The organism is Proteus sp. STS61-E (assembly GCF_040932335.1).
GTDB classification, from domain to species: Bacteria; Pseudomonadota; Gammaproteobacteria; order Enterobacterales; family Enterobacteriaceae; genus Proteus; species Proteus mirabilis_B.
In genome coordinates, this window is the sequence record NZ_JBFQGE010000001.1 from 743,228 (window position 1) to 758,937 (window position 15,710).

General features: G+C 45.2%; 21 protein-coding genes. All 21 read left to right on the top strand.

Features of this window, described 5'->3' with window-relative positions; all coding sequences use genetic code 11:
- Positions 1-11 precede the first annotated feature (11 nt).
- The 21 genes from AB4J89_RS03490 to AB4J89_RS03590 all read left to right on the top strand — a co-directional run bounded on the left by AB4J89_RS03490 (position 12) and on the right by AB4J89_RS03590 (position 15,686).
- A complete protein-coding gene (locus AB4J89_RS03490) occupies positions 12-1,130 on the top strand; it encodes a phage major capsid protein, P2 family (protein ID WP_368468078.1) in 1,119 nt (372 codons plus the stop codon).
- Positions 1,130-1,798 (top strand): phage terminase small subunit, encoded by a 669-nt coding sequence (gpM, locus tag AB4J89_RS03495; protein ID WP_234566094.1) that lies wholly within the window; start codon positions 1,130-1,132, stop codon positions 1,796-1,798. The genes AB4J89_RS03490 and gpM overlap by 1 nt, the downstream gene beginning before the upstream one ends.
- Positions 1,799-1,872: 74 nt before the next feature.
- A complete protein-coding gene (locus AB4J89_RS03500) occupies positions 1,873-2,328 on the top strand; it encodes a head completion/stabilization protein (RefSeq protein ID WP_368468081.1) in 456 nt (151 codons plus the stop codon).
- Positions 2,328-2,534: a tail protein X gene (locus AB4J89_RS03505; RefSeq protein WP_012368195.1), complete on the top strand. Its 207-nt coding sequence runs from the start codon at positions 2,328-2,330 to the stop codon at positions 2,532-2,534. Before AB4J89_RS03500 ends, AB4J89_RS03505 begins: the two co-directional genes overlap by 1 nt.
- Before the next feature lie 19 nt (positions 2,535-2,553).
- Positions 2,554-2,868 carry a phage holin family protein gene (locus tag AB4J89_RS03510; RefSeq protein WP_161710257.1) on the top strand — a complete coding sequence of 105 codons (315 nt, stop codon included), beginning with the start codon at positions 2,554-2,556 and terminating at the stop codon, positions 2,866-2,868.
- Positions 2,855-3,265, top strand: a complete 411-nt coding sequence (locus AB4J89_RS03515; protein ID WP_368468083.1) for a M15 family metallopeptidase — start codon at positions 2,855-2,857, stop codon at positions 3,263-3,265. The genes AB4J89_RS03510 and AB4J89_RS03515 overlap by 14 nt, the downstream gene beginning before the upstream one ends.
- Positions 3,262-3,765: a lysis protein gene (locus tag AB4J89_RS03520; protein ID WP_368468085.1), complete on the top strand. Its 504-nt coding sequence runs from the start codon at positions 3,262-3,264 to the stop codon at positions 3,763-3,765. Before AB4J89_RS03515 ends, AB4J89_RS03520 begins: the two co-directional genes overlap by 4 nt.
- A complete protein-coding gene (locus tag AB4J89_RS03525; protein ID WP_368468087.1) occupies positions 3,740-4,177 on the top strand; it encodes a phage tail protein in 438 nt (145 codons plus the stop codon). Before AB4J89_RS03520 ends, AB4J89_RS03525 begins: the two co-directional genes overlap by 26 nt.
- Positions 4,167-4,802, top strand: a complete 636-nt coding sequence (locus AB4J89_RS03530) for a phage virion morphogenesis protein (RefSeq protein WP_115370542.1) — start codon at positions 4,167-4,169, stop codon at positions 4,800-4,802. The genes AB4J89_RS03525 and AB4J89_RS03530 overlap by 11 nt, the downstream gene beginning before the upstream one ends.
- Positions 4,803-4,867: 65 nt before the next feature.
- Positions 4,868-5,494, top strand: coding sequence for a phage baseplate assembly protein V (locus AB4J89_RS03535; RefSeq protein ID WP_368468090.1), 627 nt, complete (start codon positions 4,868-4,870; stop codon positions 5,492-5,494).
- Positions 5,491-5,829 (top strand): GPW/gp25 family protein, encoded by a 339-nt coding sequence (locus AB4J89_RS03540; protein ID WP_368468092.1) that lies wholly within the window; start codon positions 5,491-5,493, stop codon positions 5,827-5,829. Before AB4J89_RS03535 ends, AB4J89_RS03540 begins: the two co-directional genes overlap by 4 nt.
- Positions 5,829-6,737 carry a baseplate J/gp47 family protein gene (locus AB4J89_RS03545; protein ID WP_368468094.1) on the top strand — a complete coding sequence of 303 codons (909 nt, stop codon included), beginning with the start codon at positions 5,829-5,831 and terminating at the stop codon, positions 6,735-6,737. Before AB4J89_RS03540 ends, AB4J89_RS03545 begins: the two co-directional genes overlap by 1 nt.
- A complete protein-coding gene (locus AB4J89_RS03550; protein ID WP_368468096.1) occupies positions 6,730-7,341 on the top strand; it encodes a phage tail protein I in 612 nt (203 codons plus the stop codon). Before AB4J89_RS03545 ends, AB4J89_RS03550 begins: the two co-directional genes overlap by 8 nt.
- Positions 7,331-8,983 (top strand): phage tail protein, encoded by a 1,653-nt coding sequence (locus AB4J89_RS03555; protein WP_368468098.1) that lies wholly within the window; start codon positions 7,331-7,333, stop codon positions 8,981-8,983. Before AB4J89_RS03550 ends, AB4J89_RS03555 begins: the two co-directional genes overlap by 11 nt.
- Before the next feature lie 95 nt (positions 8,984-9,078).
- Positions 9,079-10,251, top strand: a complete 1,173-nt coding sequence (locus AB4J89_RS03560; RefSeq protein WP_368468099.1) for a phage tail sheath protein — start codon at positions 9,079-9,081, stop codon at positions 10,249-10,251.
- Between the two features lie 3 nt (positions 10,252-10,254).
- A complete protein-coding gene (locus AB4J89_RS03565) occupies positions 10,255-10,770 on the top strand; it encodes a phage major tail tube protein (protein WP_150024439.1) in 516 nt (171 codons plus the stop codon).
- 19 nt (positions 10,771-10,789) lie between these two features.
- Complete coding sequence (locus tag AB4J89_RS03570) at positions 10,790-11,137, top strand: phage tail assembly protein (protein WP_368468102.1); 348 nt, start codon at positions 10,790-10,792, stop codon at positions 11,135-11,137.
- 65 nt (positions 11,138-11,202) lie between these two features.
- Positions 11,203-11,271 carry a GpE family phage tail protein gene (locus AB4J89_RS03575; RefSeq protein WP_244212977.1) on the top strand — a complete coding sequence of 23 codons (69 nt, stop codon included), beginning with the start codon at positions 11,203-11,205 and terminating at the stop codon, positions 11,269-11,271.
- Positions 11,264-14,125, top strand: a complete 2,862-nt coding sequence (locus AB4J89_RS03580) for a phage tail tape measure protein (protein WP_368468104.1) — start codon at positions 11,264-11,266, stop codon at positions 14,123-14,125. Before AB4J89_RS03575 ends, AB4J89_RS03580 begins: the two co-directional genes overlap by 8 nt.
- The gene (locus AB4J89_RS03585; RefSeq protein ID WP_368468106.1) at positions 14,125-14,589 is read left to right on the top strand and encodes a phage tail protein; all 465 of its coding nucleotides are present in this window, start codon (positions 14,125-14,127) and stop codon (positions 14,587-14,589) included. The genes AB4J89_RS03580 and AB4J89_RS03585 overlap by 1 nt, the downstream gene beginning before the upstream one ends.
- On the top strand, positions 14,589-15,686 hold the full coding sequence (locus AB4J89_RS03590) for a phage late control D family protein (protein ID WP_368468108.1): 1,098 nt from the start codon (positions 14,589-14,591) through the stop codon (positions 15,684-15,686). Before AB4J89_RS03585 ends, AB4J89_RS03590 begins: the two co-directional genes overlap by 1 nt.
- The last annotated feature ends 24 nt before the right edge of the window (positions 15,687-15,710 follow it).

Sequence of the window (15,710 nt, forward strand, 5' to 3'; positions counted from 1 at the left end):
GTGAACAAACCATGAAAAAAGAAACTCGTTTTAAATTTAATGCTTATATGACGCAACTCGGTAAAATTTACGGTGTTAGCGCCCAAGAGTTTAGCGATACCAAAGTACCGATTGAACCGTCTGCTGCTCAAAAATTAGAAACTACGATCCAGCAATCGGCGGAGTTTTTAACGCACATTAATATCGTGCCGGTTGATGAGCAAGTCGGTGAAGCCATTGGTTTAGGTATCGGTTCGACTATTGCGGGAACCACTGACACAACAGCAAAAGACCGTGAAACAAGCGATCCGATTAAGCTGACAAAGAACAGCTATCTTTGCCAGAAAACCAATTACGATACCCACCTTGAATATTCGAAAATTGATATGTGGGCGAAGTTTACCGACTTTCAAACCCGTATCCGTGATGCAATCATCCGCCGTCAGGCATTAGACCGCATTATGATTGGTTTTAATGGTACTCACCGCGCCGATAACTCTGATCGTAAAAAATACCCCTTACTGCAAGATGTGAATTCAGGTTGGTTACAAAAAGTCCGTGAACGTGCGCCAGAGCATGTGATGGGAAGTATTACACAAGACGGTACAACAACAGCCAAACCTGTTTATGTTGGTAAAGGGCGCGCGTATCAAAATTTCGATGCGTTAGTCCAAGACACCATTGATAAGGCAATTGATCCAGAATATCAGGACGATACGGGGCTTGTTGTGATTTGTGGGCGTAAATTGTTAGCAGATAAATACTTTCCACTGGTTAATAAAGACCAAAACAACAGCGAAAAGCTGGCAGCAGATACCATTATCAGTCAGAAACGTATTGGCGGTTTACCGGCTGTACGTGCGCCGTTCTTTCCTGAAAATGCCTTTTTTATCACGCGTCTTGATAACTTGTCGATTTATTTTCTTGCGGATTCTCGTCGTCGCCAAGTGCTTGATAATGCAAAACGCGATCGCATCGAAAACTACGAGTCAGTCAATGAAGATTTTGTGGTTGAAGATTTCCGCGGTGTGGCATTGGTTGAAAATATCGTTTGCGAAGATGCCGAAGAAACACCACCCGAAACCACTGAAGATACAGACAACAGCGCAGTAACAGAAGAAGTACCGGCTGAAAATAAAAAGGCGAAATAATGTTATCTCCGTGGGAAAAACACCGCATGAGCCTAAGTGCGCAACAGTCCACCCAATTGGGTGGGCATGTTAGTCGCAATACGAAAGGCTATCACATGATGCTGTTACGTCTTGCGACAGATAAAAAAGAGCTAAAACATTTTCAGTCACGCGAACGCAAAGAGGCTTATAAACGCAAGATATTAGCCAATTATCAACCGTGGGTTGATGGGGCACTGTCTGGTGGTAGTGGGGTGCAAGATGATGTCTTAATGACGATTTTGCTTTGGAAAATTGATGCGGGGGATTATGAGGGAGCGTTAGATATTGCCGTTTATGCATTAGCTAACCGTTTAGTGATCCCCGGTGTTAACCGCACCACGGGCACCGTGATTGCAGAAGAAATTGCCGATTCGGCCATGCGAGCGTATGCCGTGAAATCACCGGTATCTTTAGCAACGTTAGAGCGTACACGCGCCTTAACCGATGATGAAGATATGCCCGATGAAGTGAGGGCAAAACTCTATAAAATTTTAGGGTTAGTGCTACGCGATAACAATCGCCCACAAGAAAGCTACTGCGTATTAAGCCGAGCCTTAGAGTTAAATATTAATGTCGGGATTAAAACCGAATTAAAACAACTCGATAAAGTGCTCAAAGCCCAGCGTGACGCTGAAAAAGCATTGTGACACCACGTCAGGGCGGCACGGAAAAAGCAACTCGCTTTCTTTCGTCCACCGCCCATCTATTTTAAGGTTTTCTCATGGATTATGTTTCTGCTAACACTGTGCCACAAAAAGACGAAACCATTAAAAATAATGGCTTTTTCCCTGATATTCAGACTCGTGATTTTCAATTGCAAACTCGCGTCGATGGTACGGTGACACCGGAACGACTGAAAAGCACCTTACTGAACGCCATGATTGAAGTGAATCGAGAGTTGTATCAGTGGCGTATTGGTCAATCTGCGAAAACATTAAAAGACGTACCTGCTGAACAAATTAACGGTGAAAGTGAATTGATGATTTTATATCAACGTGCCGTGTTCTGTTTTGCAAAGGCAAGTTTAATCGAACGTTATCGCGATATTGATACTACCGCACAAGGCAATAAAAAAGCCGACACCCTGACACCAGTGATTGATGAAGTGTGGCGTGATGGTCAGTGGGCTTTACAACGTATCAAAGGGGAAACCCATAACACGGTGGAGCTTATCTAATGCGGATTTACACCCAACAAGGGGATACCGTAGATGATATTTGTTGGCGTTACTTTGGTCAGTCATCCGGCATGATTGAACAAGTATTAGAAGCTAATCCGGGGCTTGTTGAATTAGGGGCAATATTACCCACAGGCACAGCGATTGAGTTACCGGACACGCCACAACAACACAGCACCACACCGATTTTACAACTTTGGGATTAACCCCTTTAAGGGGGAAGGTATGAAGAAGATGCCCTATAAAGATCCAAGTAATATTAACTGGTTTACCGCCTTATTAATTGCCGGAATGGCGGTTTTTGGTGGTATTGCCAGTTATGCCAATAAAATAGTGAAAGGGGAGCCGTTCCGCTTTGCCATTTTACTTGCACAAATTATTGTCTCCATGTTTTCAGGGGCATTAATTTTATTCGGTGCAAGTTATTTTCAGTGGCAACCAGAAATTGCCGGTGGTATAGCGGGCATGGCGGGCTGGATGGGATCAGCATTTATTAGCGCAGTCGGAAAGTTATTCTTAAGGAAGGTTGCTGGTGAGTAAGTTTACATTGAGTCAGCGCAGTAAAAATAACCTTATTGGCGTTAACCCACTGCTAGTGAAAATTGCTTATCGTGCGTTAGACATTTCTACGGTGGACTTTGCAGTGATTGAAGGTGTTCGCACACTCGAAAAGCAAAAAGAAAACGTCAAAAAGGGTGTTTCAAAAACATTAAACAGCCGTCATTTAACAGGCGATGCCATTGATATTTTACCTTCTGTGATTAAACCGGGAATGGAATGGCAACCACATTTCTTTGAGCCGATTTTAAGAGCCTTTAAACAAGCCGCAGATGAAGAGGGGGTAACATTGCGCTTTGGTAAAAACTGGAAAAGTGATCCCAGTTTACCCGTTGAAACCCGCTTTCCTGACTATCCTCATATTGAGATCCCACGATGAAAAGGAACGTACTGCTTATTATTGTCGCGGTCGTGATGGGCTTGCTACTGATATTTAAGTTTGATGCCTTGCTCACTGAGAATAGCCAGCTTAAGGGTGACAACCTCGCCCTTAAGCAAAATGTTATCAGTCATAAAAATGCTATTGAGCACTATCAGAAAGAACTTACTCGTTTATCAGAACTGGATAAACAACACACAAAGGCGCTAACCGATGCAAAAAATGATATTAGCCGGCTTAATGATGAGTTGCGCAATAATACTAAACGGGTGTACATCAAAGCCGATTGCCCCAACCCCGATAATCACACCACCGCCACCGCCGGCATGGGTAATGCAACCACCGCACGACTTACCAAAACAGCTCAACAAGATTATTTACGTCTCCTCGAAATGATGGCGGAGAATAAGGCTCAAACAGAATATTTGATTGATTATACAAACCGATTATTACAATACATCAATAAGTTAAACCATGAAAAAGCCTGCAAACCTGCGTGATACATTAATTAAAAAGGTAAGCTATTTAGGGGATAACCCCGATAGGCTCTACACCTTTATTGACGGCGGGGCGATTGTGGCAACGGGTGCAAGCAGTCAATCTTATGAGTATCAATACAATCTCAATATTATTATTGATGATTATCCCGGTGACCAAGATGTGTTAATGGCGGTGATCATTGGTTGGATTGAACAACATCAGCCTGATATTTTCCTCAATCCCGATAAACGCCAAAGTCATTTTACCTTTGATGCCTTTATTGATAGTAACCAGACCGCCAGTATCAGTATTGATTTAAAGCTGACTGAGCGTGTCCTCGTTAATGTGCAAGCAGATAAACTGGTTGTCGGTGCAGTTGAAGAGCCGGCTGATCCGTTTGAGAGCTGGGAGAGTGTGGCTCATGAACGCTGATGATTTCAGCCCGTTAACCCAAGCGTTAGCCACCATGCTTGCAAAAGCTTCGCCCAATGAACGTAAAAAATTGGCCCGTGAAATTGCCCGTGATTTACGCAAAAGCAATTTACAACGTATTCGTGCCCAAAAAAATCCCGATGGGTCGGCATTCACCAAACGTAAAGCCTCAACCATTACCGTTTTACGAGGAATGAAATTTGTCTGGAAAGGACAGCCACGCAGTTTAAAAAATTGGCGATTACGCAAAACGAAAAAAGGTGAAGTGATCACCGGCTACGATTTAGAAAAAAAAGCTGAACGCAGTTTTTATAAGCGCGATATTCTACGTTTTATTGAAGTGAAAAAAGACAAAATCAGCACCGCAAAACCCAATAAACAGACTCGCATGTTTAAGCGTCTAGCCACTGCTCGTTATTTGCGAATGTCGGCTAATGATAAAGGCGTTGATCTCTTTTTTGCCCCTCAAGTTGCGGGCATTGCTGCCGTGCATCATTACGGTTTAAAAGAGCGCGTGCGGGGTAAGTCATTAGAAATTCAATACCCTGAAAGAAAGCTATTAGGCTTTTCACCGGCGGATATCAAACATATCGAAAATCAATTACTGGAATTCCTTTCCCGTTAATTGTCCTGTCTTTGAAACAATCCCAACCCCGTGAGTTTTTTTATTTCCCGTTGCACATTGCGGGTATGAATATCGCAGAACTTATCCGAAAAATACAAAACCTGATCCGTACTGGCGTTGTGATTGATGTCAGCGCAGAAAAAGGGTGTCGAGTTAAAACGGGCGACAATGAAACCGATTGGCGTCCGTGGCTTACTGCGCGTGCTGGTAACTCTCGATCATGGTGGGCACCCAATGTCGGCGAACAAGTGTTATTGCTGTCAATCGGTGGCGATTTAACTACCTCGTTTGTGTTGCCGGCGATATTTAGTGACGATTTTTCGGAGCCATCAACCTCATTAACGGCGCACCGCCATGAGTATGAAGATGGTGCTGTGATTGAATATGAGCCAGCAACAGGGACGCTAATAGTCACAGGAATTAAAACCGCCGTGATTGAAGCCGGCGAGTCGGTCACGGTTACATCACCCGACATTACGTGTGTCGCGACAAGCAAAATCACCTTAGATACCCCTACTGTTATTTGTACCAACAACTTAACCACGGGATCACTGACGGTACAAAAAGGTGGCACGATGACTGGCGATATTACCCATATTGGTGGGCAAATGTCCTCCAATGGTGTAGTGGTTTCAACTCATACCCACGGTGGCGTGCGCACCGGTGACGGCAATACAGGGCAACCGCAATGAACTATCTCGGCATGAATGCACAAACCGGTGAACGTATTACCGATATTGAGCACGTTCGCCAGTCTATTAAAGATATTTTTAATACACCCATTGGTAGCCGATTGATGCGCCGTGAATATGGTAGTTTGCTTGCCGATTTAATTGACGGCCCTGTTAACGCCAAGATGCGACTGCAATTAATGTCGGCGTGTTACACCGCGGTTTATCGTTGGGAGCCACGCATTGTGATGACCGCCATTGATATTCATAGCCAACGCGAACAGGTGATTGTCGATATCACCGGCTATTACGCCCATAACCAACAACCGATTAACTTCTCTCTACCGGTGACATAATGCCAACGATTAATTTAAGCCAATTAACACCGCCTGATGTGATTGAGTCGTTAGATGCAGAACAACTCTTGCGTGAACGCAAAACGGCATTGATTGCTGCGATGCCAGTACATTTACGTGATGCGATTGCTAACACGTTATCGTTAGAGTCTGAGCCACTGACCAAGCTGTTAGAAGAAAATGTCTATCGTGAGTTGCTATTACGTCAACGAATTAATGAGTCTGCCCGTGCTGTCATGGTGGCGTATGCGAGAGGGGCAGATTTAGACCAATTAGCCGCGAATTATAATTTATCGCGTTTAGTGTTACGCCCCGCTAATCCCAAAACCATTCCGCCCACACCGGCAATTTTAGAATCTGACGATAATTTGCGTTTACGCATTCCCGCCGCTTTTGAGGGGCTAAGTGTTGCGGGGCCGGTGGGCAGTTATGAATTTCATGCCCGTAGTGCCGATGGTCGGGTGTCCGATGTGTCCGCGATCAGTCCAACACCGGCAAATGTCACTATTTCCGTGTTATCTCGCGAAGCTGACGGCACCGCATCCGAAGAATTATTACGCATTGTTGAGCACGCGTTAAACGATGAAGATGTGCGACCGGTTGCTGACCGCATCAAAGTACAATCCGCCAAAATTATCCCTTATCAAATTGATGCAACGTTATTTCTTTTTCCGGGGCCAGAGTCGGAGCCGATACGCAAAGAAGCCAATCAACGTCTTAAGCAATACATCACAGAGCAACACCGCTTAGGGCGTGATATTCGCCTGTCAGCAATTTATGCCGCGTTGCATGTAGAAGGTGTGCAACGTGTGGAATTAAAACAGCCCACCAAAGATGTGGTGCTGGATAAAACGCAAGCCTCGTATTGCACAAAGAGCACCTTAACTATTGGTGGCTCGGATGAATAGCTTATTACCGTCAGGCAGTAGCCAATTAGAAAAGGCGGCCGCCATTGCTTGCCAATCCTTGCAAACCTTGTCCGTGCCATTGCGCCAATTATGGAACGCCAGCACATGCCCCATTGATTTACTGCCGTATCTTGCATGGGCCTGGTCGGTTGATCGATGGGATGAAAACTGGTCGGAGCCTGTTAAGCGTCAAGTAGTACGGGATTCGATGTTTATTCACCGACACAAGGGCACCATTGGCGCACTTAAGCGTGTGGTTGAGCCATTAGGTTACATCATCAAAGTCACCGAATGGTGGCAAACTGACGACCCACCGGGCACATTTCGCCTTGATGTGGGTGTGCAGGAAAACGGTATTACCCAAGAAATTTATGACGAATTAGAACGTTTGATTGCCGATGCGCGCCCTGTTAGTCGGCATCTCTTAGGGTTATCTATCAACCTTGATTCACAAGGTGAGTTTTATCTCTCTGCTGCAACGTTTAGCGGTGATGAGTTGACCGTTTACCCGTATTTTGCAGAAGAAATTACCGTGTCTGGTGCGCCATTAACGGCGGTCGGAGTACACATTATTGATAAAGTTGAGGTCGCACATGAGCGCTAAATTTTTCGCCTTATTAACGGTGATTGGTGCCAATAAATTGGCAAAAGCCACGGCATTAGGCACCACCTTAAAAATTACTCAAATGGCCGTGGGTGACGGTGGCGGAACGTTACCAACACCTGATACACAACAAACTAAACTCGTGGGTGAGAAACGCTGGGCGGGATTAAACACCTTATTTGTTGATCCAAAAAACGACAGCCAGATTATTGCTGAACAAGTGATCCCTGAAAATGAGGGCGGTTACTGGATACGTGAGATTGGTTTATTTGATGATGAAGGCAGTTTAATTGCTGTAGGTAATTGCCCCGAAACCTATAAACCCCAATTGCAAGAGGGAAGCGGGCGAACACAGACTATTCGCATGATATTAACCGTTAGTCATACCGAGTCAGTCGAGTTAAAGGTTGACCCCTCGGTGATATTGGCGACCCGTGAATTTGTCAATGATGCCATTGAAAGTGCCTCAAAACAGACATTGGAGGAAGTGGCTAAGCTTTATGCCACCAAAGCCGAATTAAGTACGGGTTTAAATAAAGTACAAAAATCAGCGGATGACGCTAACACGAACGCCAATAGTCGCGTACCTAACACTCGCAAAGTAAACAATAAACCATTGAGTACCGATATTACCTTAACGGCAGGTGATGTGGGCGCAGCAACACCGGCGCAAGTGAACGAAGCCAAGACCGCCGCATCCAATGCACAGGCCACAGCAAACAGCGGTGTGAGCAAAGCGGATGCCGCACAGAAAACCGCTAACGATGCTGTAAACAAAGCCAACGCAGCACAAACAGCCGCAAATAATGCTAACACTAATGCCAATGGGCGAGTACCTAATACCCGTAAGGTGAACAACAAACCATTAAGTGCTGATATTACGTTAACGGCGGGTGATGTGGGTGCAGCAACGCCGGCACAAGTCAACGAAGCCAAAACCGCCGCATCCAATGCACAAGCCACAGCAAACAGTGGTGTGAGCAAAGCGGATGCCGCACAGAAAACCGCTAACGATGCAGTAAGCAAAGCCAATGCAGCACAAACCACCGCAAATAATGCCAACACTAACGCTAATGGGCGAGTGCCTAACACTCGCAAAGTGAACAATAAGCCACTGAGTGCAGACATTACATTAACGGCGGGTGATGTGGGTGCCGCGACACCGGCACAGGTGAATGAGGCAAAGACTGCTGCATCTAATGCACAAACTGCTGCTAATAATGCTAACAATAATGCCAATGGACGGGTGCCTAATACACGTAAAGTAAATGGTAAGCCATTGAGCGGAGATATTAATTTAACTGCGAGTGATGTGGGGGCTTTAACACAAGCACAGGGTGATGCACGATATCAAAAGAAAGGAACGGGGCAGAATTTTAGAAAAATTTGGTCTGGGAATAGCTGGTCAAAAGGCGGCACAATTACTGTTTCAGAAGATGTTAGAGGAAAAACGATTTATATTAAAGGTAATCAAAATAGTTATCTTGGGGGCGGAATACAAGTTCCAAATCAAATTAATGTTGGTATTGTCATTAATTGGTATAAAGAGTTTCATCTTTTTGTCGTGACATCTTCAGATGGAAAAACTTTACGTTGTGACGATACATCATGGGGAATAATTGAAGTCTGGGTTCAAGATTAACTTTATTTGTACCAACCCTCAAACAATCCCGCTTTCGTGCAATTTTCTCACTAATTTTTCATGCTACACGGACACAGTTATAGGAGTCCGTGAGCATGGCACAAGATTATCATCACGGTGTGCGCGTTATTGAAATTAACGAAGGCACCCGCCCCATTCGCACTATCAGCACCGCTATTGTTGGCGTGGTTTGCACCGCTGATGATGCGGACGAAAAAACCTTTCCTTTAAACAAACCCGTCTTGCTGACCGATGTATCACAAGCTATCGGTAAAGCAGGGAAAACTGGCACCTTAGCCAGTACCTTAAAAGCCATTTCCGATCAGGCTAAACCCATCACCGTTGTGGTGCGTGTAGAACAAGGCGAAAGCGAAGCGGAAACCACCACCAATATTATCGGTGGCACCACCGAAGAAGGGCTAAAAACAGGATTACAAGCGCTGTTAGCCTCTCAATCTCAACACGGTATTAAGCCTCGCATTATTGGCGCGCCAGGTCACGACACATTAGCCGTTGCCAATGAGATTGCGGTCATTTGTCAAAAACTCCGCGCCTTTGGTTATGTTTCGGCTTACGACTGTAAAAATATCAGCGAAGCAATCAAGTACCGTGACAACTTTGGTCAGCGTGAATTAATGGTTATTTTCCCTGATTTCACCTCATGGGATAGCACCACCAATAGCGAATCAACCGCTTATGCCACGGCGCGTGCGTTAGGTCTGCGTGCCAAGTTAGACAATGATATTGGCTGGCATAAAACACTATCCAATATCACCGTTAATGGCGTGACCGGTATTTCTAAAGATATCTATTGGGATTTGCAAGACCCCGCCACTGATGCCGGTTTACTGAATGAAAAAGGCGTCACTACACTTATCCGCCGTGATGGTTTTCGTTTTTGGGGGTCGCGTACCTGTTCGGATGATCCGCTGTTTGCCTTTGAGTCTTACACCCGTAGCGCGCAAGTCCTCGCTGACACCATGGCAGAAGGGCAAATGTGGGCGATTGATAAACCGTTAATGCCATCTTTAGTGCGAGATATTGTTGAAACCATCAATGCAAAATTACGTTCACTGGTCAGTCAGGGCTATTTGTTAGGCGGTGAATGTTGGTATGACCCGACATCAAATAGCAAAGAAGAACTCAAAGACGGCAAGCTCACACTGGATTATGACTATACGCCAGTGCCACCAATGGAAAATCTGATGTTACGTCAGCGTATTACCGATAAATACCTGATGGATTTCGGTAACAAAATCAAGGGGTAAATCATGGCGTTACCACGCAAGCTAAAGAATTTTAATTTATTTATGAATGGCACCAATTATGTGGGCGTTGCAGAAGAACTCACATTACCCAAAATCACCCGCAAGTTAGAAGCCTATCGCGGGGGCGGTATGAATGGTTCGGTGCAAATTGATATGGGCCTTGATGATGGTGCGCTTGATAGTGAGTTTACCCTCGGCGGTGCTGATATTGACGTTTACCGCCAATGGGGCGCATCCACTATTGATGCGGTGCAATTGCGTTTTTGTGGTGCTTATCAACGTGATGATACAGGGGAAACATTAGCCGTTGAAGTAGTTCTCCGTGGTCGTTATAGCGAAATCGATCCGGGTAACTGGAAGTCGGGCGATAACACACAAACCAAAGTCACTGTAAAACCCACTTACTACAAGTTAGTGATGGACGGTCAAGAAATCATTGAGATTGATATCGTCAATATGGTGGAAAAAGTGGACGGTAAAGACCTATTACAAGCACAGCGTGACGCGCTGGGACTTTAATTAAATGCGGAAAGAGAACATGAAAGAGCCAATCGAAGAACAAAACCAAGAGCAAATTGAATGGGTTGTTGTCAATGGTGACCAAGCCACGGTGACCTTAGAACAACCGATTATGCGTGGTGAAACCAAAATCGACAAAGTGACCGTGCTTAAACCCAATTCAGGGGCATTGCGCGGTGTGCGTTTACAGCCTTTAATGGATATGGATGTTGATAGCATGATGCAAGTCTTACCGCGCATTACTATGCCAACGCTAACCAAAAACGATGTGCTGTCTTTAGCCGCGGGCGACTTGGTAAACCTGAGTGTGCAGGTGGTCAATTTTTTATTACCGAAGTCGGTTATGCCCGATTCCCAAGCGAATTAACCACCGATGAACTGGCGGCAGATATTGCCGTCATTTTTCATTGGTCACCGGCAGACACCGGCAAAATGAGCCTTTCAGAATTATTGTCATGGCGCTATCAAGCGGCTAAACGTAGCGGACAACAGGATGAGTAATAACTTAAAATTACAAGTTGTACTGAGTGCGGTTGATAAATTAACCGCACCGTTTCGCAGTGCGCAAGAAAGCAATAAACGACTGGCGTCCGCTGTACGCCAGTCGCGTGACTCGTTAAAAACACTTAATCAGCAAGCCTCACAAATTGACGGCTTTCGCAAGATTAAACAGCAGTTAACCTCCACACAGCAAGCGTACCAATCCGCCACACAACGTGTTGCCACTCTCGCCAAAGAAATTGCCAATAGTGAAAATCCGACAAAAAAACAGTTAGAGGCGTTTAAAAAAGCGCAACGGGAAGCGGGGCAACTCAAAACCAAGTATGAGCAGTTACAGCAGTCGGCACAGCGACAGCGCTCGGCATTACAAGCCAATGGCATTTCGACTAATCAACTCGGTCAAGCACAACGGCGACTGAATGGTGATATTGAACGAACTACGCAACAGCTCCGTCGGCAAGAAAACCAATTAAGGCGCAGTGCCGAACAAGAACGGCGCATGGCGGCGGCTAAATCGCAGTATCAAAAGACGCTTGATGTGCGAAATAAAATGGCGGGTGCCGGTGCCACCATGACGGCAACCGGTGCCGGTATGTTGTATTCCGCGAAACAAACCTTAATGCCGGGGTACGAGTTTAATGTTGGTATGTCAAAGGTGCAGGCATTAACGCGCTTAGATAAAAACTCCGATGAATTTAAGATGTTGCGTGAACAAGCGCGAGAGCTAGGCGCAACCACGGCATTTACCGCCAACCAAGTGGCACAAGGTCAGGCATTCTATGCAATGGCAGGCTTTAAGCCTGAGCAAATTAAAAATGCCATGCCCGGAACGCTGGCCATGTCATTGGCAGGTGATATTGATTTAGGTACTACGGCAGATATCGGCTCCAATATTTTAACCGGTTTTAAACTCGACTCTGACCAAATGGGGCGAGTGAGTGATGTGTTAGTCGGCGCTTTTACCCGTTCAAACACCAGTTTGACCATGCTTGGCGACACCATGAAATATGTCGCACCGGTGGCGTCAGGGTTAGGGGTTGATTTAGAAACCGCAGCAGCTGCAACGGGTAAATTGGGTGATGCAGGTATTCAAGGCTCAATGGCGGGTACTTCATTACGTGCGATTTTAGGGCGTCTTGCTGAACCGCCGAAAATGGCCGCTAAAGCACTAGAAGAACTTGGCATTAAAACCCGTGATGCAAAAGGAAACTTGCGCGACTTTCCTGAGTTATTAGCAGAGCTGGATAAAAAAACCGCCAATATGGGTAACGCGCAACGGGCAGGGTTCTTTAAACACATTGCCGGTGAAGAAGCTTTCTCTGCGTTATCGGTACTCGCAGAACAAGCAGGCAAAGGGGAGTTGCAAAACCTTGTTGCCGACTTAAAGAAAGCCAAAGGTGAAGCGCAAAAAGTCGCGGGTACCATGACGGACAACTTAAGCGGGGATATGAAAAACCTGCAATCTGCATGGGAAGATTTAGGCATTCAGATTTTTGACGGCATTGATAGCCCATTGCGCCAGATATCACAAAGCATCACCAGTGTGATTTCTAATGTGGGTGTTTGGATGAAAGAAAACCCTGAGCTGGCTAAAACACTAACGATGGTAGGTTTAGCCATTGCGGGCATTATTACCACCCTCGGTGTTCTCTCGTTATCCATTGCTGCAATGTTAGGGCCATTGGCTGCTGCGAAATTAAGCCTGTCAATTTTAGGCATTAAAGGCAGTGGCGCGTTAACACTGTTATTAAAACCAATTAAATTATTAGGAAGTGCATTTTTATGGTTGGGTAAAGCCATGTTAGCTAACCCTATTTTATTAGCTATTGCCGCGATTGCCGGTGCATTTTATCTGATTTATAAAAACTGGGATAAGATTGAGCCGTATGTCACCAAAGTGTGGGAGTCTGTTAAACAGCGCACCGCTATCGCATGGCAAGCATTGAAAGGCACCATTTTAATGGCATGGGAAGCCATTAAATATATCTTCTTTAACTGGACGATACCGGGCTTAATTGCAAAACATTGGGATAGTATTGTTGGTTATACCAAAACCGCATGGGCGTCTGTTAAATCTGTAATTTCAGGTATCTGGGAAGGCATTAAAACCTTTTTCATGACACAAACGTTACCGGGGATTATTTATAGCAATTGGGATCAAATCGTTAAATACACACAAGAAAAATGGGAATTCCTTAAAACAACAATATCGACTAAATGGGATGAGATTGTTGAAGATACCAAAGCGTTACCGGCTAAATTTTTGCAGTTCGGTAGCGACCTGATTGATTCCATTATTCAAGGAATAAAAAATAAATGGACAGATTTTAAAAATAGCATTGGGGAACTGGCAACCGCCGCTAAAGAAGCGCTCACACCGGAGTTTGCTAAAACTTCCGATCCGAAAGTGCAGTCTGCGTTAGATTCTTACAATAGCAACTTTGCTGGTATGTATGATACAGGCGGTTATATCCCGCGTGGTCAATTTGGTATTGCTGGCGAAAATGGCCCTGAAATTGTCGAAGGCCCTGCAAATATCACCAGTCGTAAACATACTGCGATGTTAGCGACAGCTGCATTATCGCTAGGCAGTGCCTTTTCATTACAGGCACAAAATGCCCCATTGCACCCGCACAGTTTGCCGGTTGAAAACTATCGCCCGGCACCGGCTAATGTGAGTATTCAGCAACAGCGTTATCAAGGTGCGCCGGCACATTATGAAATTAATATTCATCCTCAACCAAACCAATCCGCGCAAGATATTGCACAACTTGTTATCGCGGAAATAGAACGCCGTGAGCGTGACAAGCAAGCACGATTAAATAGCCGTTATCAAGATAATGAGGTGTGGTAATGATGGCAGCACTTGGGGTATTTGTGTTTGAGTTACGCACCATACCTTATCAATCGCTACAAAAACAACAAACATGGCGACATGGTTTTACTCAACGTGTCGCACGCCGACCGGCACAACAATTTATTGGCCCTGATACCGATGTGATCACCTTATCGGGTGCGCTTTATCCCTCATTAACGGGCGGTAAAGTGTCATTGTTAGCATTGGAGTTAATGGCGGATAGCGGTAAAGCGTGGTCGTTTATTGATGGTACGGGCACCATTCACGGCATGTTTGTGATCACCGATTTACAACGTACCCACACCGAATTTTTCCAAGACGGTGCCGCCAGAAAAATTGATTTCTCGCTGACATTAAAACGAGTGGATGACTCTATCAGTCAGATGTTGGGGGATTTAAGCGACCAATTAGGCATGATGGCGAACGGTACCGGTGAAGCGATGAAAGGAGTTTTATCATAATGTTGCCAGAAATGATCACCGGTAAAAGTAGCACACCGGCTTTTGTGTTAATCGCAGGTGATGAAGATATCAGCGCCAAAATTCAAGGACGATTAATATCGCTTTCATTAACGGACAATCGGGGCTTTGAAGCTGACCGGCTTGATATTGAGTTAGATGATTCTGACGGTGCATTAATGATGCCAAAACGGGGTGAAGCGCTGACATTACATCTCGGTTGGCAGGGTGAAAGCCTTATTCATAAAGGCTCTTTTACGGTTGATGAGATAGAGCATTCAGGTGTACCGGATAAAATGACATTACGTGCTCGTAGTGCGGATTTTAGGGCAACGCTGAATGTGCGCCGTGAAATGTCTTACCATCAAAAAACATTAGGGGATATCGTCAGAACCATTGCAGGACGTAATAATGTCACGGCGGTGGTTGATCCTGGTCTTGATACGGTAAAGATTGAACATATCGACCAAACCAATGAGTCAGACGGCAGTTTTTTAACGCGCTTAGGGCAATTAAACGGCGCTACCGCCTGTGTTAAAAACGGCAATTTGCTGTTTATGGTGCAAGGGAGCAACACCACTGCCAGTGGTCAAGCCTTACCTTTAGTGCAAATTACCCGGAGTGTGGGAGATGGACACCGTTTTTCATTGGTGGATAGAGGCGCTTATACCGGCGTGACTGCAAATTATTTAAATACCCGTAAACCGCAAGAGAAAACACAATCCCAAATTCGTCGTAGAAAACCCACTACTGATAAACCGAAAAAAGAAGAAGAGAAACAAGGGGAGTACCTTGTTGGTGAAGAAGGTAACGTGATGGTGTTGTCTCACACTTATGCAAGTAAAACCAATGCCGAACGTGCCGCGAAAGCCGCGTGGGAAAAAATACAACGAGGCGTTGCTTCATTTAGTATTACCCTTGCGAAAGGGCGTGCGGATCTCTTTCCTGAATTACCAGTACAAGTGAGCGGTTTTAAACCTGAGATTGATGAAGCCTATTGGACGCTGGTTACGGTGAGTCATTCCCTGAACAATAGCGGGTTTACCACCTCGTTAGAATTAGAAGTGAAAAGCAGTGAGATAGATATGGATAAGGAATAGTGCCTGTGTATAATTACAGGTAAT